The following is a 25,193-nucleotide window of genomic DNA, read 5'->3' on the forward strand; positions in this document are numbered from 1 at the left end:
GGATGTCAAAGATCAAAAGATAAGTTCTATGGATTCCAGCGACAAGACGGTCTTTTGCTGCAAACTAGTGACACGGAGGTCTGCCAAGCGCCGGTCCGGATTCGATGCGATGGCGGCTAACAGCTCCAGATAATCTCGGGTCAAAGCTTCGATCGATTTCATAGGGAACAAGACGGTGCTGTATTCAAAAGCTCCCCTGAGCCCGCCGTCTTCAAGCTCCATCGTTAAGGACAGATCGAACTTGGCCGTAGTGTGCTCCATGGCATAAGGCCGCACCGAGATGCCGTCAAGCTCGGCATGCCCGGACTCCATCTCGGCGAAAGCAAATACGAGATCAAACAAAGGATTGCGGCCCGGATCGCGGCGGACCCCGAGCTTCTCTACCAATTCGGCGAATGGGTATTCCTGATTCTCGAACGCGCCCAGCGTATTCGCCCTTACTTCATGGACATATTCCCGGAAGGTCAGCTCCTTGCGCGGATAATTCCGCAGGGCCAGGGTGTTAACGAACATCCCGATCATCGGCTCCAGCTCCCCTGATATTCTTCCGGCCACGTGGGTCCCCAGGACAATATCTTCAGAGCCGCTGTAGTGGGAGAGCAGTACAGTATAAGCGGCCATGAGCGTCATGAACATCGTACTGCCGCTGCTTGCGGCCAGCTGCCGCAGCGCTTCGGTTACGGCGGAATCCACCTCGAAAGCGTGCCGCGCCCCCTCGTAGCTTCGCTGCGCAGGCCTAGGGTAAGCAATCGGAAGCTCCCCTGCCCGGAGCTCGCCGGACAACGACTTCAGCCAGTACGCCTCCTGCGCCAGGTAGGCCTCGCTCTGCATCCTCTCCCGCTGCCAGGCGGCATAGTCCTTATACTGGACCGGCAGCGGCGCAAGCTCTTCTCCCGCGTACAGCCGCAGGAAGTCCCGCATGACGATCTGCATGGACACGCCGTCCGAAATGATATGGTGCATGTCCACGATCAGGAGATGCTTGCCGGTCTGCTGATCGGCTAACCCTACGCGAAGCAGCGGCGGTTTCGAGAGATCGAACGAGCGGATAAACCGGGAGATGATCTCCTGCATTTCCCGCTTGTCCTGCTTCCACGGGAGCCGCTCGATCTCGAAAGGCACCTCCGGATAAATACGCTGCACCACTTCCTCCTCCTGGATCTCGAATCCGGTCCTCAGCGTCTCATGATGCTCCATCAGCTTCAGGAAGGTGGAGCGCAGCCGGTCCTCATCGAGCTGGCCCGAGACTTCCAGCACGTGCGGCATATTATAGACATCCCCTTCGCCCGACATCGTGCTCACGGTATACATCCATTCCTGCGCAGCGGATGCCCTGTAATATTCCCGGTTCGGCAGAACGGGGATGCCCGCGTAGTCGGCCTGCTGCGAGCCCTCCACCAGAACGGACAGCTGCTCAATGGTCGGCAGCCGGAAGATTTCGCGCAGCGGAAGCGCAATTCCCATGTCCTTTTGAATCCTGCCTGCCATCGAGGCTGCCCCCAGCGAATCTCCGCCGATCTCAAAGAAATCCTCATGGACGCCGACCCGCTTCAAGCCGAGTACCTCCTGCCAGATCTCAGCGAGCTTCCGCTCTGCGGGGGTCTGCGGCGCAGTGTAGCTCGTTCCGCTATCCTGGAGATCCCCCGGCTCCGGCAGCGCCTTGCGGTCTACCTTGCCGTTCGCATTCAGCGGCAGTCCCTCCAGGAACACATAGGCGCCCGGCACCATGTAGGAAGGCAGCTCCGCCGCGAGATCGTCCCGTACCGCGGCTGCCGTCAGCTCGCCCGACGGGACGATGTAGGCGCACAAGTACCGCTGCTCCCGTCCGTCCAGCCGGTCGATCACCACCGCTTCGCGGACCCCCGGGTGCCGGGCCAGCCGGCTGTCGATCTCGCCCAGCTCCACCCGGTAGCCGCGGATCTTCACCTGATGGTCCTTGCGGCCCAGGAACTCCATGTTCCCGTCCGGCAGCAGTCGCCCGAGGTCCCCGGTCTTGTACATCCGCCCCCCTCCCGGGTGGAACGGATCGGGCAGGAAGGCGGCTGCGGTCTTGGCCTCGTCGTTCATGTAGCCGCGGGCCACGCCCACGCCGCCGATATACAGCTCGCCGACTACGCCCCACGGCACGGGCTCCCGGTCGTCGTCCAGAATGTAGAAGGCATTGCCCCCGATCGGCTTGCCGTATGGAATGCTGCTCTGGTCGGCACTGACCTCCAGAACCGGATAATAGTTCGACCACACGGTCCCCTCGGTCGCTCCCCCCAGCGAGATCACTTCCGCCTGCGGGAACAGCTGCCGGATCCGCCCGGGCAGCGTAACCGGAATCCAGTCTCCGCTCAGGAAGACCAGACGCAATCCCGCCGGAAGCGAAGCCGCCGCCGGGCCTTCTTCCAGATGATGAATGAAGTGGTTCATCGTCGTCGGCACCGAATCCCAGAACGTGACCTTCTCGGCTTCCATCAGCCTCAGCAGCGCGCCAGGCTCGAGGACCTCCTCGCGTTCCGCCACCACAACGGTTCCCCCGGCCGCCAGCATCCCGAAGATATCGTAGACGGACAAGTCGAAGCACATCGAGGTAATGAACAGCAGGCGGTCTTCCCCGCCGACCGCGAACCGCAGGTTGACCCAGGAGACCAGATTGACCGCGCTGCGGTGCTCGATCATCACGCCCTTCGGCGTGCCGGTGGAGCCGGAGGTGTAGATGATATAGGCCAGCTCCCCGCTGTCCTTCACAAGCTTCAGCGGTTCGGTACTCTCTGCGCTCAGGCTGTCATCCTGCATAAGGATGATCCGCTCATGCGCGAGATCCGGGTAAGCGCGGTCGGCCAGCACCGCAGCGGCTTCCGCGTTCTGCAGAATATACGCCTTGCGGCCCGGCGGGTACTCCGGGTCCACAGGCACGTAAGCCGCCCCCGCCTTGAGGATGGCGAGCATCCCGGCGATCATGCCGGCTCCGCGCCCGGCCACCAGGGCCACATGATCCCCGCTGCGCACGCCTTGCCGCGCCAAGTGCCGCGCCAGCCGGTTCGCCTCCGACTCCAGCTGCGCATAGGTCAGCGTCCGGCCTCCATGGCGGACCGCCGCATTGTCCGGCGTTCTGGCCGCCTGCTCCTCGAACAGCCCGTGCAGCGTCTTGCCCTCCGTGCAGGCCGCCGCAAGCTCGTGCACCGGAGAATTCCATTCGCGGAGGAGCCGGGTCCTCTCCTCCGTCAGGATCAATGCCCCGCTGTCCAGCATCGGATTCGCCTCGTCGCACAGCTCCTCCAGAATCCGCACATAGAGCGTGAATACCGTCTCCATATCCTGGTCATAGAAGTAGCCCGGGGCATACTTGATCTGCACATTCATGTGCTCGCTGCTCCGGTGCACTTCGACATCCAGCAGCGTGTTGGTCATCTCGGCGCTTTCCATCTCCAGCCCTGCCGCTTCCTCCGGGCGGATGCCTTCGCCGGCTGTGCGGAAATTCAGCACATGGAAGTCCGTATAGTTGAACAAGGTGTCAAAAATCGGGTTAAGGGACGGATCGGAACGTTCTCCGGTCATCCGTGCGATATCGCTAAGGAACAATTCATGGGCCTTCATCCGGTAGAGGGTATCCGCCACCTGGCGGAGCAGCCCCTGCTTGGCCTCGCGCTTGCCGATGCGCATCCGCATCGGGAGCGAATTCAGGAAGCAGCCGAGTATGCGGTCCCCGTCGTCCACAGCCGGGCGATCATGGGAGACGACGCCGGTCACGATATCCTCCTCGGTCGTGATGATGCGCAGCAGGTAGAGATGGGCGCCGAGACACAAGTCTCTCACGGTGCAGCCGTAAGCCCGGGCCCCCTCCTCCAGCTTGCGTACGAGCCCGGGTTCCACCGGTTTATTGATCATGGCGCTTGGCGCCGTGCTTGAGCGCGGTTTGCGCGCGATATTGAACGGCAGCTTGCCGCGCGTGCTCTCCGCGAGGAACGCTCTCCAGAACTCCGCCGTCTTCCCGTCCGCTTGCTTATAAGCATTCAGCGCCACATATTCCTTGTACGAAGTGCGGAGCGGAGGCAGCTCGAAGGATTCCGGAAGGGCATCCTGCCGAGCATCGGCTAGCCGGTTGTACAGCTCCATGAACTCCTGCTGGAACACGGCCACGCTCCAGCCGTCAAGCGCCGCATGATGGAAGGACAGCAGGATCACCGCATCCTCCGCTCCAATTCGGAACACCCGAAGTCTCCACAGCAGCCGGTCGTCCGTCAAGTACTTGTCGGCCAGATCGGCTTGCCGCCGCTCTTCGATATACTGCCGCTGCTCCTCTACGGGCAACTGCATGATGTCCTCGACCGACAGCTCCGGCTCCGCCTGCCTGTACACCAGCTGAAGCGGCTCGGAGAACCGGGCGGTGTCGAACACGGTCCGGAGGATGGCATGCCTGCCCATCAGCGCGAGGGTCGTCTGCCGGATCCATCCCGCATCCAGCCGGTGAATCCGCGCGGTGAAGAAGAACTGGTCGTGATAGATCGGCTCCTCCGGCTTCAGCTTCGAGTAATAGACCATACTCTGCTGGATTTTGCTCAGAGGATAGCAATCCTCGATTCCCTGCAGCAGATACCGCTGCATCGCCGGTTCATCCCGGAGCCGGTCCTGGAGGGCCTCGATGAGCCCCAGCCCCCGCGCCATCTCCATCTCCATCTTATCTGGCCCGCTGCCGGTTCCGGGCTCCTCCATGCAGCGGGCAAACTCGGCGATGGTCTGGTGGGCATACAAGTCGTTCAGACGGGCCTCCGTCCCGAACACCTGATGAATCCGGTTGGACAGGCGAATGAGCTTAATCGAGTCCCCGCCCATCTGGAAGAAATTATCCTGAATCCCTACTTGCTCCGCTCCGAGCACCTCGCTCCAGATCTCCGCCAGCTTCCACTCCGTGCTGCTTTGAGGCGCCACATAAGCTTCCGCCCTGGCCGCAGCCGTATCGGGAACCGGCAGAGCTCTCCGGTCCAGCTTGCCGCTTGGCGTCAGCGGCAGGCGTTCCATCGTGACAAAATAGGTAGGAATCATATACTGCGGCAGACTCCGGGCCAGATGAGCCCTAAGCTCATATCCCGCCATCTCGGCCTGGGCAGCTACGTAGGCAACGAGATAGCTCATCCCGGTTTCATCGGTCCGGTCGATTACGGCCGCTTCCCGAACCTGCTCATGGCGCAGGAGCGCTTCTTCAATCTCACCCGGCTCGATCCGGTTGCCCCGGATCTTGACCTGGTGGTCCATCCGGCCGAGGTACTCCACATTCCCGTCCGGCAGCCACCTGGCTGTATCGCCGGTCCGGTACATCCGCCCTTCCCCTGCGAACGGATCGTCCACGAACTTCTCCGCCGTAAGCTCCGGACGGCCCAGATACCCCCTGGCGAGGCCGACCCCGGCAATGCACAGCTCGCCGGGGATGCCGACGGGGAGCAGCTGCAGGTTCTCATCCACCACATACAGGCGGATATTGTCAATCGGCTTGCCGATCGGGATGCGTTCCAGCCCCGGTGTGCAGTCGAACGAAGTGACGTCCACCGTCGCTTCGGTGGGCCCGTACAAATTCACAAGCCGGATGCCGTCTTCGCCAAGGCAGGCGTAGAACCTGTCCACCAGCTGCTTCGGCAGCGCCTGGCCGCTGGCGAACACCTGCTTCAAGGAAGCCATGCCGGGCACCTCTTCCGGGTGTGCTTCCAGATAATCGAGGAACGCTCCCAGCATGGGCGGCACGAAGTGCATGGTGGTCACCCGCTGCTGTGCAATGACCGCCGCGATGGCAGCCGGGTCCTTCTCTCCTCCCGGCGGCAGGAGGCACAGGCCGGCACCGTACCAAGACCACCAGAATAGCTCCCACACCGACACATCGAAGGGGATCGGCGTCTTTTGCAGCACGAGATCCTCTTCGCCGAGCCCGTACGCCTTCTGCATCCAATGCAGCCGGTTGATGACCGAATGGTGCTCGATCATGACGCCCTTCGGCCGTCCGGTCGATCCGGACGTGTAGATGACATAGGCGAGATGGTCCGGTCCGCTGACAGGCACAAGATTGTCCATAGGCTCATCGCTGAAAGCATCGCCCTGCAGATCAAGGATGGTGCCATCGAACGCGGAAGCTTCCTGAGCAGCCCATTGCCCGGTAAGCAGCACCTTCGTCCCGCTGTCCTCCAGCATGTAGCGGATCCGCTCCGCCGGATACGACGGATCGACCGGCAGGTAGGCCCCTCCCGCCTTCAAAATACCGAAGATCCCGACCATCATGTCGAGCGAGCGCTCCGTCAGCAGCCCAACGATCGTATCCGCCTGAACGCCGCAGCCGCGAAGCTTGTTCGCCACCTGATTCGCCCTGGCATTCAGCTCGGCATAGGTCAGCTGCCGGCCTTCCGAATCGATTACGGCCGCCGCATCCGGTGTCCGCGCCGCCTGTTCTTCGAACAAGGCATGGATCGTTCGCTCACGGGGGTACCCGGCCTCCGTCCGGTTGAATACGTCCAGAATGTCATGCCGCTCCGGAGCCGTCATGATCTGAATATCGCCCAGGAGCCGATCCGGCTCTTTCACTACAGACCCCAGCACCTCAAGGAAGTGGGCGGCCATCCGCTCCGCCGTTTCCCGCTTGAACAGACTGCTGGCATACGCGAGACGGCCCTGCAGCCCGCCGTGCTCTTCCGTCAGCGTAAGGGTCAGGTCGAATTTGACTGCCCGCGAATCGATCTCGTAAGAGCTGAGAATGAGTCCCGGAGCCGATAATTCGTCCTGCTCCATATTCTGAAGCACGAGCATCACATCGAATAACGGGCTGCGGCTCAAATCCCTGTGCACCTGCACCTGTTCCACCAGCTCCTCGAACGGATAGGCTTGATGGTCGAACGCTTCCACCGCCCGCTCGCCCACTTCCGAGAGGAAGGCACGGAAAGCTTTGCCGCCTTCCGGAAAGCTGCGCAGCGCGAGGGTGTTAACGAACATGCCGATGAGCGGTTCCACATCGGGATGCTCGCGGCCGGCTATCGGGCTGCCTACTACGATATCCGGCTGCCCCGAATATTTGAACAGCAGCACGTTGAAGGCTGCGAGCAGCGTCATGTACAGCGTGGTTCCCGTCTCCCGGGCCAGCTCCTGCAGCCCCTGCAGCAGCTCTTGGTCGATCCGGAAGATCACCATATCGCCTTCGAAGCTCTGTGCAGGGGGACGCGGGTAGTCCGTCGGCAGCTCCAGGACCGGAACCCCGTCCTGGAAGCGGTCAATCCAGTACTGCCGGTGCGGCTGCATCGCGGGCTGGGCGGACAGCTCCTGCTGCCAGACCGCATAGTCTTTGTATTGAACGGAGAGGGGCGGCAGTTCTTGCCCCTGATAGTACTGGATAAACTCCCGGGCCAGAAGGTTCAGCGACACGCCGTCCGAGATGATATGATGCATATCGAACAGCAGCAGATGCTGCTCCGGCCCCTTCTCGATCAGCCTGGCCCTCAGAAGCGGTGCTTGCGACAGATCGAACGGCCGGACGAAATCCGCAATAAGATCCGTCTCCGCCTGCTCCATTAACGGGACGAGTTCAACGGAGAAGGGCACCGCTTCATAGATCCGGGCGATGACATCCCCGTCCAACATGTCGAATCCGGTCCGCAGCGATTCATGGCGGGCGATCAGCCGCTGGAGGGCCTCCTGGACCTGGATGCGGTCCAATGTGCCGTCGATCTGCAGCGCCCCCGGCATGTTGTAGCTCAGCCCGCCGCCATTCAGCTGACTGACCAGATAGATGCGCTTCTGGGCGGAGGATACCGGGTAGTACGCTCTCTCCTCCGCCAGTGGGATCGGGGTATATCCGCTTCGGCTCGCAGCATCGATTACCTGTGCCATGCCCTCAATGGTCGGATACCGGAATACCTCTCTTAGCGGGAGCTCCAGGTTCAATTCTTTGTAGATGCGTCCGGTCAAGCTGGCCGCCGATAAGGAATGACCTCCGAGTTCAAAGAAATTGTCCCTCACTCCAATGTCCTGGCGCTTCAATACGCTCTTCCAAATGTCCGCAAGCCGGTCTTCGGTCTCATTGCGCGGAGCTGCATACACCGCATCGCTGCGAACATGGTCCGGCTTAGGCAGCGCCCTGCGGTCCACCTTGCCGTTGACCGTCAGCGGCAGGCTGCCCAGCTGTACGATGAAGGAAGGGACCATATAGGCAGGCAGCTCCTCCGCCAGCGCGCTTCTGATTTCTCCCGGGGTGAGCCCGGATTCCGCCACAACGTACGCGCACAGGTATTTCGCTCCATCCTCATCATCCAAAGCCAAAACTACCGCTTCGGTGACGGGCTCAATGTCCAGCAGCCGGGATTCCACCTCGCCAAGCTCAACCCGGTATCCCCGGATTTTCACTTGATGGTCCATACGGCCTAAGTATTCCAGCGTGCCGTCCGGCAGCCAGCGTGCCAAATCGCCCGTACGGTACACGCGTTCACCCGCCTGAAGCGGATGATTCACAAACTTCTCGGCCGTCATCTCGGCACGGTTGACGTACCCGCGTGCGAGACCGGCTCCGCCGATGCACAGCTCCCCTGCCGCTCCTGCAGGCAGCAGGCGCCCGTTCCGGCCGATAATGAAGAGGCTGGTGTTGGCTATGGGCTTGCCGATCGGCGGCAGGCTCGGGAGCAGCGGATCCTTGCCCTGCATCCTGTGGGAGGTCACCACATGGGTTTCGGAAGGACCGTAATGATTATGCAGAGTCACTTCATGCTCCAACAGGTAAGCGCGCAGGTTCGGATGAAGCACAAGCTGCTCTCCGGCCACAACGATGTGCCGCACCCGCCCTGGGGACAGCGCCTCCAGATACCGCTTCTCTGAAGCCAAAAATTTGAGATAAGCGGTAGGAAGGAATACGATATCGATGCCGCTGCTTACAACCGATTGGACGAACGCCTCCGGCTGCCGCTTCTGGTCTTCTCCAATCAGATGCAGCTCGGCCCCTCCAAGAAGCGCCGTGAATATCTCCTGGTAGCAGACATCGAAGCCCATCGCAGCAAACTGAAGCACCTTCGAGGCCCCCGCCTCCATGGGGAGGCTGTCCCGCTGCCACTGCAGCAAATTGATCAGGGTCCGGTGCTCGAGCAGCACTCCCTTGGGCGTTCCCGTTGATCCCGACGTATAGATCACATACAGGGCATCGCCTGAGCCTGAGCTGGCATCAGGGGTCAGATCCGTTGACGGCAGCGTCCTCGAACGGGAGACGGCTTCCTCTACCGTCACTGCCACTGCGTCGCCAAGGATCGCTTCCGGCAGTGGAAGCTCCGTTATTACGAGCGCAGGGCTGCTATCGCTCAGCATGTGCCGTATGCGCTCAGCGGGCGTCGACGGGTCGACGGGCAGAATCGCTCCCCCCGCCTTTAACACTCCCAGCACAAACTGAATGTAACGCAGGGAACGGGGCATCCGCAGAGCAACGATGCTTTCCCGTCCGACGCCCTTGCTCCGAAGGAACCGCGCCAGCCGGTTCGACTGTTCGTCCAACTCTCGGTAGGTCACCGCTTCCCCGTCCGAGACCACCGCAAGGGCATCCGGCGTCTTCTCCGCCTGCTCCCGGAACAGCGCATGAACGGTCTTCTCCTTCGGATAAGGTACAGCCGTGTTATTGAAGGCTTCCTGCTGCTGGAGGATCTCCTGCTGCGTCATCAGCTCCAGTTCGCCGACTGCCCGGTGCGGGTCGTTCACCACTTGCTCCAGGATGTGGAGCAGGTGTCCGGCCCATCTCTGCACAGCCCGTTCCTCGTAGACCGTGCCGTTGAATTGAAATTGAACGGTCAGCTCTTCGCCCGGAAGCACGATGAGGTTCAGATCGTAATGGGTCTGCTCCCGCACCGTGATGTCCCCAAATGTCAGATGGGTATCCAGCTGTTCCCCCACAGGGCTGACGGGGCTGAGTCCTTCGGCCAGCGGGTAGTTCTCGAAGACAAGAATGTGGTCGATCAACGTTCCATTCTGCGGAAGCTTGGCCTGGATCTCGTACAGCGGATAAGCATGGTAGGCCTCGGAACCGAGAGCCCCCTCCTGCGTTCTGCGCATGGCTTCGGAGAAGCTTTCCTCCATCCCGCACATGATGCGGACGGGGATCGTATTGATACAAAGACCGACCATCGCATCAATTCCCGGGATTTCCGGAGGTCTTCCCGAGACCACGCTCCCGAAGACCACATCCTGCCTCCCGGTATACATTTGCAGCAGCAAGGCCCACGCAGTTTGCAAAAGGGTATTCAAGGTCACGCCGCTCCGCTGGGCGGTAACGTTCATCCGCTCCGTCAAATCCCTGCCGAACCCGGCTTTGTACACTCTTGGATCGTAAGCGGACTGCTGCGCTTCTTCGGCAGCCCGCTTCGGCAGCAGGGACGCCGAGCCTTCATATCCCTCGAGGTAGGCCATCCAGTATTTCTCCGCCGCTTCCGCATCCCTCTGCTCCAGCCACGAGAGATACCGGCGATACGGCACGGCTGGCGGGAGTTCAGGCTCGTTCCCCTTGAGATAACAAGCATAGAGGGAGAAGAGCTCGCGGAAAATCAACGGCAGACACCAGCCATCGAGAAGAATATGATGATGGCTCCACAGCATTTGATACGCCGCGTCTTCCTGGCGCAGAACGGCAATCCGCATCAGCGGATCCCTGCTGAGCTCGAAGCCTCTGGCCCGGTCCCGGACGATCCAATCCTCTGCATACGCGGCCCGCTCGATCACGTTCATGCCGCGGATATCCTCGTACTGGAAGGGGATCTCCTGCGCGCGGAATACCACCTGCACCGGCTCTTCCCTTCCGCTGCTGTAGAAGTTCGTTCTCAGCACATCGTGCCGCTCTATTACCGCAATCCAGCTTCTGCGGAGGAGCTTGATATCGAGGCTTCCCTGCAGCCGGAGGCTGACTTGTTCTACATAGGCCCCGGGCTGGCCGCCGAGGAGGGAATGGAACAGCATGCCTTTTTGCATCGGGGTCAGCGGGTACACATTCTCGAGCTCACCGTAAGGCCGGCACTGTTCCGTCAGTTCCTCTACCTCTTCGAGCGTTATATCCTGGATTAACAAATCGCTCGGTGTGAGTTCGGCGTACTCCCTCTCCATGCAGTGGCTAAGCACTTCGCGAAGTGCCGTCTGCAGCCGTTCAGCCAAGCGCCCGATCGACGTGCTGCGGTACTGCTTGGAGCTGTAGCTGATCGTTAGCGACAGCCGGCCTGAAGTGACCGCGCACTGGATATCCAGGGCGTACGGTCGTTCGGCATTCCCGCCGACCAGGCTGCCGCTGGCATAGGGCGATAGGCTGAGATTCAGCCCAGGATGCTGCAAATTCGGATCGAACTGCCCCAGATAGTTGAAGCTGATCTCCGGTTTGGCGCATAATCCCCACTGCTCTTTGCCTGCCGATAAATACCTCAGAAGCCCATACCCCACGCCCTTGCCCGGCACGCTCCGCAGCTGCTCTTTCACCTTCTTGATCCGCTGCGACAGAGGAAGCTCCGCTTCGTTCCTGAGCACGACAGGGAAGATGCTCGTAAACCAGCCTACCGTTCTAGAGATATCGATATCCTGGAGATGGGCTTCCCGGCCGTGTCCCTCCAGATCGACCATGACTTCCCGGTGCCCGCTCCATTCCCCGACCGCGATGCCCAGTGCCGTTAACAGCAGATCGTTCACTTCGGTATTGTAGGCCCGCTGTGCTTCTTTGAGCAGCAGCTCGGTTTCTTCCACCGACCACTCCACCGTGAGAGCTTCGCTGTCTTGAACCCGAGGGGCCGCCTGCTGCATATCCTTGGGCAGTGCTCTAACCGGAGTGCGGTCCACCTCCTGCCAATAGGAGAGTTCCTCCAGCAGAGACTCCGAGTCCGCATAGGCCGTAAGCTTGTCCGACCAGACCTGGAACGAATCGGTTTTGAGCGGCAGTACCGGTTCCTCGCCGAGAAGAGCCTGTTCGTACCCTTTGGCGAGATCTTCGAGCACAATCCTCCAGGAGTACCCATCGACTGCCAAATGATGAATGACGATGAGCAGATGGTCGCCATCCCCGCATTGGAACAGCGCCAGCTTCATCAGCGGCCCGCTGCTTAGGTTGAAGCCGCTCTGCAGCTCGGCTGCCTTCGCTTCCATGATGCTCCTTGCGGTATCCCCTGCAGACGCTTCCCCAGTGCAATCGATAACCTCCAGGTTGAAGAGCTCTCCTTCCTCGGCGCTCCGAATCCACAGCGTATTCCCCTGCTCCTCCTGCTTCATGATCATGCGCAGGGCATCATGATGCGTAACGATCTGACGCAGGGTTAGACGCAGTGCGGCTTCCTCGAACCGTTCCGGCCGGAACAAGAAGAGGCTCTGGTTATAGTGATGAAGGGACTCCTTCGTCAGCTCCATGAACCTTGTGATCACCGGCGTCGGACGGACGCCGCCGGTAATTTCCCCCTGATCCGCCAGACGCGTGACCGGCGTTAGTCTGGTGCTCATCTGCTCCAGCGTCGGATAATGGAATACATCCTTCATGTCCAGCTTATAACCGGCGGGATACAGCTTGGAGATCATTTGGAGGGATTGGATCGAATCCCCGCCCAGCTCGAAGAAGCTGTCCTTGACGCCGATTCGCTCCGCTCCAAGGACCGTCTTCCATACCGACACGAGCAAATGCTCCTCCGGCGTCCGGGGTGCCTGATACTCCACACCGGTCTGCCTGCGTCCGCCTGGTGCAGGCAGTGCTTTGCGGTCGAGCTTGCCGTTGACGGTTAACGGCATGCGGGGCAGCTGGATCAGATGGGCAGGGATCATGTGCCCCGGCAGTACAGCCGACAGGCGGCTCCGGATTTCACTTGGAGCCAGCTCCCGTGCAGCCACGTAATACGCGCAGAGCTGCTTCTGGCCCAGCTTGTCGTCTCTTGCGATCACCACCGCTTCCGAGACGTCATCCGCTTGAAGCAGCTGCGCTTCCACTTCGCCGAGCTCGATGCGGTAGCCGCGGATTTTGACCTGGTGATCCATCCGGCCGATATACTCCACATTCCCGTCCGGCAGCCATCTGGCCAGGTCGCCCGTCCGGTACATCCGCTCCCCGGGTTCGAAGGGATTCTCCACGAATTTCTCCCGGGTCAGCTCCGGCCGGCCCAGGTAGCCGCGCGCCAGTCCCGCGCCAGCGATACAGAGCTCTCCCGGAACCCCGATCGGCCGCAGCTGCCGGTCTTCATCTACGATGTACAGCCGGGTGTTATCGATCGGCCGTCCGATCGGAATCCGCTCCAGCCCCGGTGTGCAGTCGTAATAAGTCACATCCACCGTAGCCTCGGTCGGACCATATAAATTCACCAAAGCCGTCCCGTGTTCGCCGGCGATGCGGTAAAAGCGGTCCACCTGCTGCTTGTTAAGCGCTTCGCCGCTCGCAAATACCCGCTGGACGCCGGCAAGTTCCGCCGGGTTCCCCACTGTTTCCATATACCCAAGCCAGGCATTCAGCATGGAAGGCACAAAATGAAGCACCGTGACTCCGTGGGCGGCAATAGCCTGTGTAAGCACGGCCGGGTCTTTCTCCCCGCCGGGCTCCAGTAGGCACACGCCCGCACCGTAGAGCGACCACCAGAACAACTCCCATACGGAGACGTCGAAGCTAAGCGGCGTCTTCTGCAGGATCACGTCTTGGGCGCCCAGCGGGTAGCGGTTCTGCATCCAGGCCAAGCGGTTGACCACGGCCCGGTGCTCGATCATGACCCCCTTCGGCCTTCCCGTGGACCCCGAGGTATAGATCACATAAGCGAGATCTCCCGGGCTGCCGGCCTGCTCCGGATTCCCCTCCGGCAGGCCGTCATTCGCTTCAGCGCTGAGGTCCATAACGATCCCTTTGAAAGGAACGCCAGCCAGAGACTCGGCTGAACCGAGCAGCAGCCCGGCCCCGCTGTCCTCCAGCATGTAGCGGAGGCGCTCCTGCGGATAGCCCGGATCAAGCGGCAGGTAGGCTGCGCCGGCCTTCAAGATGCCATAGATGCCGGCCAGCATATCCAGCGAGCGGTGAGCCATGAGCGCAACCACGCTGCCGGCCCGCACGCCTTCGGCTCTGAGCCTCCAGGCCAGCCGGTTCGCCCTCGCATTGAGCTCACGGTACGTAAGCTTTCCATCCGGATCTATGGCAGCCGTCGCATCCGGCGATCTCTCCACCTGCTGCTCGAACAAAGAAACCACCGTCTGGTCCGAAGGATACGGCGTGGAAGTTTCATTGAATTCGTAAAGAATCCGCTTTCTTTCTTCCTTGTGCATGATGTCGATATCCTTCAGCCGAAGCTCTCCGTTCTTAAGCAGCTGATCGATAAGGAATTGAATGCGCTCATTCATCAGGACAATGTCTTGTTCGGTGAACATCTCTGTTTTGTAGTCGTACATGACCATGAGCTTCCGCTCATGCCGCTCCCCTATCAGTAATGTCAGGGATTCGGTTTGCTCTCCGGTATGATGCCAGTTGGTCACGATAGGGATTCCGTTCAGCTCCGGAATGAAGCGGTAGTTCAGGAAATTGAGGCCGTATTCGAACAATTGATTCAGTTCGGGATGTTGTTTCTTCAGCGAAGGAATCAGGAGATCGTAGGGGTATTTCTGGTGAATATAGCAGCGCCCCAGTTCTTTGTGAACGGAGCTGAACAGCCCGCGGAGCGGCACGTCGGCATCGCTCTTGAGTCGGACAGGCATCGTGCTCGTACACATCCCGAACATAGCCCGCTCTTCCCTGCTGGAACGATTGAATACGGGCGTACCCAAGACAAGATCGGTGCACTGCTGCACTTGGCTGAGGTACATATAGAGCACCGTCATGAAAAAGGAAGGAATCGAAATATCGCTGTCCTGAATGAATTTCCGTATGCCCGCATCCTGCTCATCCGAAAGGAGAAAGTAACTTCTTCTCGCAGCGGTGGAATCGCTCGGAGCGGGGAGCTTCTCCGGCAGCGGCGTGAAGGTGTTCAGCCAGAAGCTGCTGTTCTTTGCCCGCCGGCTGGAGTCCATATATCTTCGTTCGCTCTCCATATACCGCAGGTAAGACCCTTGGGGGGCAGGTACTTGAAGTGCTTGAGGTACATGAGGGAGCTGATCTTCACCGGCCGGCTGCCCGGCCGTGCGAAGATAGTCATTCCAGACGTAGTCAAGAAATAAAGTGGCCGACCAGCCGTCCGCAATGATGTGATGAAATTTCGCGATAAACCCCCTTCGCTCTCCGATTTCATAAAAGTAAATTTTGAACAATGGGCAGTCGAACAGGTCCAGCTGGAACGCTTCCTTACGGGATGCGAGAGCATCCAGCGGATCTGCGGCGCCGGCCGGCCGGTCGAGCTTCACTCGTTCCACCGGCTGCAGATCCGCCTCTTCGTCCATATACTGCCTGATATCACCGTCCGCCCGGGTCAGCCGGATGCGCAGGCTATCCTGACTATCGATAAACTTACGGATGGCCTGCTCCAGAACATCGAACCGGACGGCCTGCTCGGTCTCGCTGCTGATCACAATCACATTTACATTCGACTGTGGGTATTTATTTTCCGTATACCAGATTCGGCTCTGCGGATGGGTTAGGGGAAAAAGCGTTTTTCGTTTCAAACGGGTCATTTGAAGCGTGCACTCCCTTGTTTATGTTTTAGATTTTGCTCAGATGTCGAAGCCGCTCTTATGGTCTGCGGCCGCTTCGAACTGCTCGAGCCGCCAGCCTTCGTCATTACTCTCCGTTATTTTCAATAGATGGTTAGGGGTGTATATGTATACTATTTTATGGTATTTTTGTTTCCTTTTCTTTTCAAGGTGTACAAATTAGGAAATTATGTTTGTCTTATCAATAATTATTGAGGGTCCCTCTTCTTGCTGTTTTCTTAAGAACGATTCGGACATGGCTTTACAAAAAAAATGTGCATATTGCACACAATTTGTGTTATACTTATTTTATGTGCAATATGCACATAATCTGAAGCGAAAGAAGGGCAAATAACAATGAGGGCAGCCATCGTAAAGGAAAAAGGGGCAATTCCCGTAATAGGCCATTTTGATTCCCCCGTTGCGACAGATGGAGAAGTGTTAATTAACGTTTCGGCAGCAGCCTTGAGTAGGGTTAGCAAGTTCCATTCCATGGGTATGCACTACTCATCTGATGGTAACTTTCCGCTTGTAGCCGGTATGGACGGAGTTGGAACTTTGGAAGATGGGACTCGCGTTTACTTTGTGATGCCTGCAGCACCCTATGGCAGTTTGGCTGAGCAAACCATTGTGGGCGAGAAGCTGACGGTCCGTTTGCCAGATGGTATTGATGATTTCACTGCTGCCGCTATCGCCAACCCGGCTATGTCCTCCTGGGCTGCATTGTTATTTAGAGCCGGCTTCAAGTCGGGCCAAACCGTCTTGATTAATGGAGCTACTGGTGCATCCGGTAGTTTAGCCGTTCAGATTGCTAAGAGCCTGGGGGCCAAGAAAATCATTGTAACGGGACGCAATGAATCGAAGCTGGGAACACTGGAAGCCGATGAGGCTATTGCATTCGATATGACCGCCGACAACGGGCAAAAAAGGTTTGAAAACGCCCTAATGCCCGTTGTTGCCGATGGCGTTGATGTAATATTGGATTATCTTTGGGGCGATAGCGCATTCGCCATCATGACAGCTATTGCTAATACGAATACGAATCGCGCAACTCGTTTTGTAAGCATCGGGACTTCATCCGGCCAAGAAAGCATTCCTTTACCTTCATCTATTCTTCGCTCATCAACAATCGAACTCGTAGGCAGCGGAGGTAAGAGCGTTTCTAAAGCTGATATGCTGACCGCTGTTAAAGGGGTTTTTGAAATGGCCGCTGAGGGAAAGCTGAAGATGGAGATAAAAGAGTATGCGCTAGATGAACTCGAAGAGGCTTGGCATGCCTCACTGACGCCTCGTCCCGTTGTAAAGGTGAGATAAAAGCAAATGGAAAATGAGATTTTTAAAGCGCTGATCGATCTGGTTTCTCTTATCAATCGTCCAGACCGTGATAGGAAAATGATTGCCAATGCTGGCGTTAATTTGGAGGCGGCAGCCTTTCGCGTCTTAGTTGGCATCGGCCATCTCCAGCCGACGGGTGTTGGTGATTTGGCTGCCATGATGGGGAAGAACTATTCGAGCGTAAGCCGGCAAATCGATAAGCTGGAGACCGCCGGGCTCGTTCATACTTATCCATCAAGTTCAGACTCCCGCATTCGTATGTCTGAATTGACTAACTACGGGGAGAGCATCAATGAAATGATTAATCTCACTCGTGAACGCATGATGCAAGAAGCATTGGCCGATTGGACCCTGGAGGAAAAAAACGGCTTATTGCATAACTTAAGACGTTTATTCGAAACGATGCAAAAGTTCGACTAGTACAGTTGTTGGTGACAGCCCGGACGGTTGGAAATGGGCCGCGCCGAACGCCTCCCCTCTGTGCCTGGTTCCCTGTCCCCAAAAAAACGGGCAACGGACTGATCTGCCCGTTACCCGTTTTTTTGAAAGACTAGAATTTATATCTCACAGAGCTTGATCCTGTCTTCTTGTATTTCTTATAATCGCGCATCGTCCTTAAAGAACGGCGAAGCCGTTGATCTCGCTCTCCTACCGCTCGCCAAGCTTGAGCAGCCCGTAACCGGATGTATTCTGGTAGGACTGGCCGGAGGTATCGTTCCAGATCGAGACGCTGTCGCGGTCCCCATCTCCGTCTTCATCATTGTTGACTTGGATATCGAAGCCGATGAGCGCGTTTGCTTTCGGCGGCGCTCCGGTCCATGCGATGGAAGCCTCGACGACATAGCCGTCTTCTGTCCGTTTGGCCGCGGAGACCAGGCTTCCGCTCAGCGAAGCTGGGTTGACGGAACGTTCATTGTCGAAGTTGATCCGGTATTGCCCGTCATCCGGTTCAAAGAAGTCCGTCTTGGCATTGTTCGAGTCTACGAAAATCTCAATGGAATCCTGCTCGTAGGCATTACGGCTTTGTTTGGACAGCAGCGTATCCTTCACCTCGGCCAAAACATATAAGCGGTCCTTGTCCCATAGGGTCCGTACCTTGGCCGTCGATCCCGCCGAACCGATGACATAGCGATCGGTCTGGGCGGTGTCCGCCCCATTCCAGGCCGCATCGATCGTTCCGTCAATAACCGGCGTTCCCTGCTTAGCCGATACGTAGCGGGGCCCTTCGTCCAGCTTCAGGACCCCGAACTTGGAGGTGTCTGTATCCTGCGATCCGGTGGTATCGTTCCACGAACTCCTCTTCACGTCCTTACCGGAACGATCGGTAACCCGTATATCGAACCCGAGCTCTTGGCCCAGCACGGCTTTCTCTACGGGGATCGCGGCTTCGATGCGATACCCTTCCTTGGTCTTGATCGTCTTATAATCCGCCTGCTTGTGCGGATGGGCCCCGCTGCGCCGGAACGTGTACTTCTTGTCGTCCCCTTCGTAGGCAGTCGTTTTGCCATTATTGCCGTCGATGAACACCTCTACCGCATCATTGCCGTTCTCCGTTGTATCGAATACATCGATGGTCACATACAGATGCCGCTGGTCCCACAGCGATCTAAAAGCAGCTTTGGTCTCGCCGTTCTTTCGTATAGGTACGGAGGTTCCGCGCACCCAAGCATCCTCCAGCCTGCCGTCAATTTTTATTAAGCCGGAGGAGCTGGAGGCTGAGGCATGCCCGATCTCTACCGGCACCTTGACCGGGTCGACGAGAGCCCAATAAGCATATTTTGCCTGCAGGTTCTCGTCGAAGAGCAGCGGCCAGTTCTTGCGCACGGTCGGGAACGTTGTAAGCCATGTATTTCCGTCATCTTTGCCCCAGAAGATTACGGCGGTCAATTGGTCTTTATGCTTCTTGAACACGTCGAAGGTGTCTTTGTATTGGTAGGCCTGCCTGATCTGCAGATCCACCGGGAACGTCTCCCAGGAATCCGTATCGTTCGTATAGCTGCTCATGTCAAGCTCGGTAATCTGCTGCTCGATGCCGAGATCCTTGAAGGCGTCGAGCGTTGCGTCAATCTGCTGCGGGGAAGGATTCTGAATGCTGTTGTGCATCTGGTGGCCCACGCCGTCCACGGGAACCCCTTTCTCCTTCAGCCGCTTGATCAAATCGTGCAGATACTGCCGCTTCACCGGATCATGCGTATTGTAGTCGTTGATGAACAGCTTGGCGGACGGGTCGGCGGCATGGGCATATTGGAACGCCTTCTCGATGTACTCCTCGCCGGCGATCTGGTACCATAAGCTGCTGCGCAGACCCTGCGGCTGCGAAGGATCGATGACTTCGTTCACTACGTCCCAGGCATATATACGGCCCTTGTACCGCCCGACTACCGTATCGATGTGCCGTTTCATCCGCTGCAAGAGAACTTCCTTGCTGGCCAGGTTCCCGTCCGCCCCGCGAAACACCCAATCCGGTGTCTGGCTGTGCCACACCAGCGTGTGTCCCCGGAAGGCTATCCCGTTGTCGACAGCGAACCGGAAGGCTTGGTCCGCACGCGTAAAATCAAACGTTCCGTCCCGGGGCTCGGTGGCGTCCCACTTCAGCTCATTGCCTGCCGTCAAGCTGTTAAAATGCTTCTTGAGCAGCTTGGCGTCCGGCCCGTTTGGGTCGGCGATCTCCGATACGAGAAAGGCGGAGCCGAGCTTGAAGTCATCCCTGAATACATCCTTCAGCGATGGAATATCCTCCTGGATCGCGGCCTGCGGGCCGTTCGAGCCCTGGGAGTCCGGCTCTGCCTGCGCCCGCTTCGGCATTGCCGCAAGAGACAAGACGGTCGTACCGAGAAGAACGGCAGACAGCATCAGAGCAATGGATCGTTTATGGATGAGTCTCATTTTCATAGAATAAATCACACACCTTCCTAGAATCATATTTAATCAAACGTCCAGCCCATTATGGCTGTTATTCCTTCACACTGCCCATCTGCATCCCGTGTACGAAGTATTTTTGCAGGAACGGATAGACGACGAGGATCGGCAGGGAAGCCACGATCGTGATCGATGCCCGGATGGACATGGGGGTCACCATATTACGCGCGGCACCGGGGTCCGCCCCGTTAGCAACCGCCGCACTGCTATTCGAGATCATGGAAGAAGACAGCAGCTTCATAAGCTCATACTGCAGCGTGCTCAGATTCTGCTTGGAGGAGGCGAAGAGGAACGTATCGAACCACGAGTTCCACTGTCCGACAGCCACGAACAATGCCACGGTCGCAAGCACCGGCTGGCAGAGCGGCAGAATGATCGACAGGAACGTGCGGAAGTCCCCCGCCCCATCCATCTTAGCGGATTCCACCAGGCCTTCCGGCAGCGTCTGGATATATGTCCGGATGACGATCATATTGAATGCGCTGATCAGGCCTGGAATGATGTAGACCATAAAGTGATTGAGCAGATGCAGGTCTTTGATCAGGAAGTAATAGGGAATCAGTCCGGCATTGAAATACATCGTGAGCACGATGATGATCGTAACCGGCTTGCGGAATACATATTCCTTGCGGCTGATCGTATAGGCAATCATGGAAGTCAGGAACAGGCTCAATACCGTGGCGATCAACGTACGGGCGACGGATATCCAGAAGGCGTGAAAAATATTGCCGCCTGCGAAGACCGCCTCATAGTTCTGAGCCGTCCAGATGCGGGGCCATAGATAGATTCCCCCGCGGATCGTATCATTGCCGGCGTTGAATGAAATCGCGAGCGTATTCAAAAACGGATACAGCGTAACGACCGCCATCAGGATCATGACCACCGCGTTGAACGTATGAAAGAATAGTGGTTCCATGCGGATCGAGCGGGTTCTCATCGGCTTGTCCTCCTCATATCAGTCTGTCTTCGCCGAGCCGCTTGGCGATCGTATTCGCGGCAAAGATGAGAGAAATACTGACCACCGTCTTGAATATGCCTGCAGCGGTAGCCAGCGAATAGTTGCCGACCTGCAGGCCGTACTTCAGCACGAAGATATCGATCGTCTGCGCCCAATCCACAACGACGCCGTTGCCTAAGAGGTACTGCACCTCGAAGCCCGCTTCGAGGATCCAGCCCATATTCATAATGAGCAGAATGACAACGATCGACTTGATGCCCGGCAGCGTCACATACAGCATCTTCTGGTACCGGTTCGCCCCGTCGATCTCCGCCGCTTCATACTGTGCCGGATCGATCGAAGTAATGGCGGCCAGGTAGATGATCGCGTTCCAGCCGACCTCCTTCCATACATGGGAAGCCCCTACGATGCCCCAGAAGTAGCTGGGCTCGCTGAGCCACATGACCGGTCCGTCGATCCATCCGAGCTTCATGAGCAGTACATTGACAATGCCGCCGTCCACGGACAGTGAGTTGGCCACAATGCCCGTGACAATAATCCAGGACAGGAAGTGCGGCAGGTACGATATGGTCTGAATCGTGCGCTTGTACAGTTTGTGTTTGATCTCGTTGAGCAGGATCGCGAACACGATCGACGTAACGAAGCCGAGAACCATGTTGATCAGGCTCATGGCGACCGTATTGCGCAGCACATTCAGGAACGTCGCGTCGCTGAACAGAAAGGCAAAATGCTTGAAGCCTACCCATTGCTGCTCCGAGAAGGACTTCGCGGGGCTGTAGTTCTGAAAGGCCATGGTCCATCCCCATATGGGGTAATAAGCGAATACGATGACATAAGCCACGATGGGCAGCGACATCCACATCAGCTGCTTCTGCCCGCGCATACGATAAAGCAGGGACGCTCTCCGGGAGGCGGCGCCCGCTGCGGATTTCTTGGATGGCACGATCTCTTGAATGCCCGCCATCGTTCTCTCCTCCTGTCTCTCTAGCGGCTGGAGCTTCCGACGTAAGCGGCGGAAAGCACGGGAAGGGGTGCCAGTGCTCTCCACCGTTCTATCGATGCCGTCCGTTTACTTGGAAGACCAGTTTTTGATCCTCCACTGAATCTGCTCGTTGATGCGGTCCTCGTAAGCCTTCACGTTGATTTTCTTGTAGGCATTGACATACTCGGTCCATACGGAGTCGAATTGGTCCGATTTGGACATAATCGCCTTCGGCAAATATTTGAGCGAAGCATCGGTCATCTGCTTATTGGCGACCGAGGCATCGGAGCCGTCGATCAGATCGATCTGCCATGCCGGGTAATAGACCGCATTCTCAGGCGGCGGGGAGAAGAAGTCCGTCCAGGTCTTGTGCCCGTAAGCATCGAGCAGCTCCTTATCCTCCGGCTTCAAGGATTGGTAGAATTCCTCCGGCTGGCTGCCCGCACTTGTCGCATTCCCGTCGCTGAAGGTGCCTTCCATCTTCGGTGCGGCTCCGAAGAACCCGTCGGCACGGTTGGCAAGCTTCCAGGCCGGGTCCTCCTGCTGCTTGCGCTGCTCCGGCGTACGGTAGAATTTCCCGTCCTTGCCTACCATGTAGTCGACGCCCTCTTCCCCCCAGGATAGCAGCTTCTGGTATTTCTCATCCATCAGCGCGTCGAGGAATTTGATGATGCGTACAGGGTCTTTGGCGTCCTTGCTGATGCCAAAGCCGTTGTTCAAGTTAGGCGCGGGGCGCTCGAGATAGTAATCCTTGGTGCTTGTGTCATAGACCAGCGGGAACCCGACATAGGTTTTGCCGATCTTATTCTGCGAGACCAGCGTATCTTCCGCCGGCTGGAAGTTCCAATGCTGGTCGAACATGCCAAGCACGCGTCCGGATGACAGCTTCGCCAGATACTGATCGTAGTTCTGGACGAAGGCTTCCTTATCCAGCAGACCGTCGTTATACAGGCCATTGAGTTCCTTGTAATACCGCTTGGCGATATCCTTGTCGGCGAACACAGAGGCTTTGGCATTATCCACGACCACTCCGCCGTCGTTCGGATGGCCGGTCAGATGCTCGGGCGCATTCAGCAGCGGAAAGGTTCTCCAGTCGTAAGCGAGGGTGGTGAAGCCGATCGTCGGCTGGCCGTCGATGGCCGGATGCTTCTTCGCATAATCCCGGATCAGCTTCGTGTAGTCGTCCAGAGTCTTCGGTGTGGGGTAGCCCGCTTCCTTCAGAATATCTTTCTGAATCCAGAACGCCGGGCCGGAATAAGAATTCGCACGATACTCCCCGGTAATCACTCCGTAGTTCGGCAGCCAATAGATATGCCCGTCTTTGGAGTCCTTCATTTTGTTCCAAACCTTGGCAAAGTGTTTTTTGAGATTGGGCGCATGCTGGTCGATCAGCTCTTCCAGCGGAATGACCGCACCCGCCGATACGAGCTTGGGATCAGCCGAAATGAGATCCGGGTAGTCGCCCCCCGCGATCATGACGCCGAGCTTTTGCTGCAGGTCACCGACGATGAATTCCATGTTCAGCTTGACGCCGAGCTCCTGCTCGATTTTTTTGTAGATCCGGTTGTCCGCCGTCGGTGCCTGATTCGGCGTATTGATGAAAGCGGATAGGCTAAGCGCATTCGTTCCCTCTGTTGCTGCGATGCCGTCGCTGCCGCTGTCCGAACAGCCGGTAAGCCCCAGACTTAGTGCCAGAACAAGCGATATCCGGCCGCCTTTGTTTCTTGCTCCCCCCATGCCTTTCTCCTCCTTCGGGATTGTGTTGGCTTCTCATTTATTATGTTGGAATGTATTCGTTTACAAAATAAATAGATTAAAGCACTATGCCCCCTTAACTATAGATGCTGCGGGGAGGGCTCCGCAGGAAGCTGTTCCTCTCTGCGAAACAAAAGCCTGTAAGGGGCGGGCTTCATCCCAAGCCGTTTCTCGAACTGCTTCAGAAAATGCTGATAGCCGCAGTAGCCAAGGGATTCGGCGATCACATACGAGGCCACATTCGTCTCTCTGAGCAGCCGCTGGGCTTCTTCGATGCGAAGGTTATGAATATAATCCAAAATGCCCACGCCGTACTTTCGGGAGAACGACTGGCCCAAGTAGACAGGGTTGATATAGAAGCGGTCTGCGAGTTCTTTGATTGTGAACGTCTCCCTGTAATGGCGTCTCAGGAAGTCGGCTACCTGGGCCTGTGTGCTCCCCGTCTGCCTCCCCCACAGCGTGGATGCGGCTGATTGGCAATTCAGGCACAACTGGGTCAGCATACGGATGGACTCCTCTATGTGACTGCCATACCGCATCGAAGCCCCCAAGCCCGATGAATGAAGAAGTTCATCGGCATCGCCGCCGAGCTCCTTATAGAACATGGCGCAGCGAAGCACCACCTGCGTGGCAACCATGCCTACGAGCTCGGGCAGGATCATCTGCTCTTGGAACGTACAGAAAGCATTGTTGACCGCAGCGGCAATGGTTTCCGGGTGCCCCCCCTCCACTGCATCCATGATGATATCCGCTGCTTTCAGGGCCTCCGGGTCGGAAGAGAGCGTCCTGCCCTGAATATCAGCATAATGAGCGATACCGGCAGGGCTGTAATACAAAAACCGAGCGGCCTCAAGCGCGCTGCTGTAAGAGGCCGGCAGGTCGTTGAGATAGCCTACGCTGCAGCCTGCGGCCACCCCTGCCCTGCCGCCGGATGATGTGCACTGCACAGTCTCATGCAGACGCTCTGCGAAATCCCGGTAACTGCCGGGTTCACGCGAACCGTAGACGAGCCCGAATGTGCCCCTGCCCGAGTCGACCAAGCAGCAGCAGGCCGTGCTCTCCGCAAGGCGCTGCGCGGCTTCCCGGGCGCTGCCCGAGCTTTCTTCCTCCGTCTCGACATGCAGATAAGTCCACTCGGACGCCCGGTCCGCAAGCTTCGCGAGCGTCCGTTCCGCTTCCCGCCGCCCCGCCGGCTCGCTCCCGAAGAGCAGCACCGATAGCGAGCGGCTGACCGCATACCCTTTCGCCTGGTCTCTGACGAGCCTCTGCCTCTCCCGTTCGCGAAGCTCCGCACCTAGCTGCGCCAGAACCTCTTCCACTTCCGAGGGGATGAGCGGCTTCGTCAAATAATGCGAAACGCCCAGACGCATGGCCCGTCTCGCATAATCGAAATCGCTGTGCCCGCTCATGATCACGAACAGGGCGGAATCTATGCCCTCCCGGCGTGTTTCTTCCATAAGCTCCACCCCGTTCATCACCGGCATGCAGATGTCGGTAACAACCAGATCGGGCGGATCCCTAAGGATATGGCGAAGGGCCTCCCCCCCATTGCCGTAGGCGGCGTCAATATGAAAGCCATAGGTCTTCCAATCCACCAGCATCCGAAGTCCCTCGATGGCGTATGGTTCATCGTCCACCAGCAGCACCTTGTACATG

At 58.0% G+C, this 25,193-nt stretch carries 8 protein-coding genes; 2 read left to right on the plus strand and 6 right to left on the minus strand.

What is annotated here, in order from left to right:
- Nucleotides 1–12: 12 nt before the first annotated feature.
- A complete protein-coding gene (locus O9H32_RS17550; protein WP_269867425.1) occupies nucleotides 13–15,570 on the minus strand; it encodes a non-ribosomal peptide synthetase in 15,558 nt (5,185 codons plus the stop codon).
- A 375-nt stretch (nucleotides 15,571–15,945) separates the two neighbouring features.
- On the opposite strand from O9H32_RS17550, the gene O9H32_RS17555 reads away from it, so the two are divergent.
- Both O9H32_RS17555 and O9H32_RS17560 read left to right on the plus strand, forming a co-directional pair.
- Nucleotides 15,946–16,902 (plus strand): quinone oxidoreductase family protein, encoded by a 957-nt coding sequence (locus O9H32_RS17555; RefSeq protein WP_269867426.1) that lies wholly within the window; start codon nucleotides 15,946–15,948, stop codon nucleotides 16,900–16,902.
- A gap of 6 nt (nucleotides 16,903–16,908) precedes the next feature.
- Nucleotides 16,909–17,343, plus strand: a complete 435-nt coding sequence (locus O9H32_RS17560; protein WP_269867427.1) for a MarR family winged helix-turn-helix transcriptional regulator — start codon at nucleotides 16,909–16,911, stop codon at nucleotides 17,341–17,343.
- A gap of 228 nt (nucleotides 17,344–17,571) precedes the next feature.
- On the opposite strand, the gene O9H32_RS17565 is transcribed toward O9H32_RS17560, so the two are convergent.
- From O9H32_RS17565 to O9H32_RS17585, 5 genes are all read right to left on the minus strand, one after another.
- The gene (locus O9H32_RS17565) at nucleotides 17,572–19,809 is read right to left on the minus strand and encodes an endo-1,4-beta-xylanase (protein WP_269867428.1); all 2,238 of its coding nucleotides are present in this window, start codon (nucleotides 19,807–19,809) and stop codon (nucleotides 17,572–17,574) included.
- 67 nt (nucleotides 19,810–19,876) lie between these two features.
- A complete protein-coding gene (locus O9H32_RS17570; RefSeq protein ID WP_269867429.1) occupies nucleotides 19,877–20,779 on the minus strand; it encodes a carbohydrate ABC transporter permease in 903 nt (300 codons plus the stop codon).
- 13 nt (nucleotides 20,780–20,792) lie between these two features.
- Complete coding sequence (locus O9H32_RS17575; protein WP_269867430.1) at nucleotides 20,793–21,764, minus strand: ABC transporter permease; 972 nt, start codon at nucleotides 21,762–21,764, stop codon at nucleotides 20,793–20,795.
- Nucleotides 21,765–21,869: 105 nt separating this feature from the next.
- Nucleotides 21,870–23,519 (minus strand): ABC transporter substrate-binding protein, encoded by a 1,650-nt coding sequence (locus O9H32_RS17580; RefSeq protein ID WP_269867431.1) that lies wholly within the window; start codon nucleotides 23,517–23,519, stop codon nucleotides 21,870–21,872.
- Nucleotides 23,520–23,617: 98 nt separating this feature from the next.
- On the minus strand, nucleotides 23,618–25,192 hold the full coding sequence (locus tag O9H32_RS17585; RefSeq protein ID WP_269867432.1) for a response regulator: 1,575 nt from the start codon (nucleotides 25,190–25,192) through the stop codon (nucleotides 23,618–23,620).
- Nucleotide 25,193: the final 1 nt, after the last annotated feature.

Origin of the sequence: Paenibacillus caseinilyticus (genome assembly GCF_027533645.1) — a bacterium.
Lineage (GTDB): Bacteria > Bacillota > Bacilli > Paenibacillales > NBRC-103111 > Paenibacillus_G > Paenibacillus_G caseinilyticus.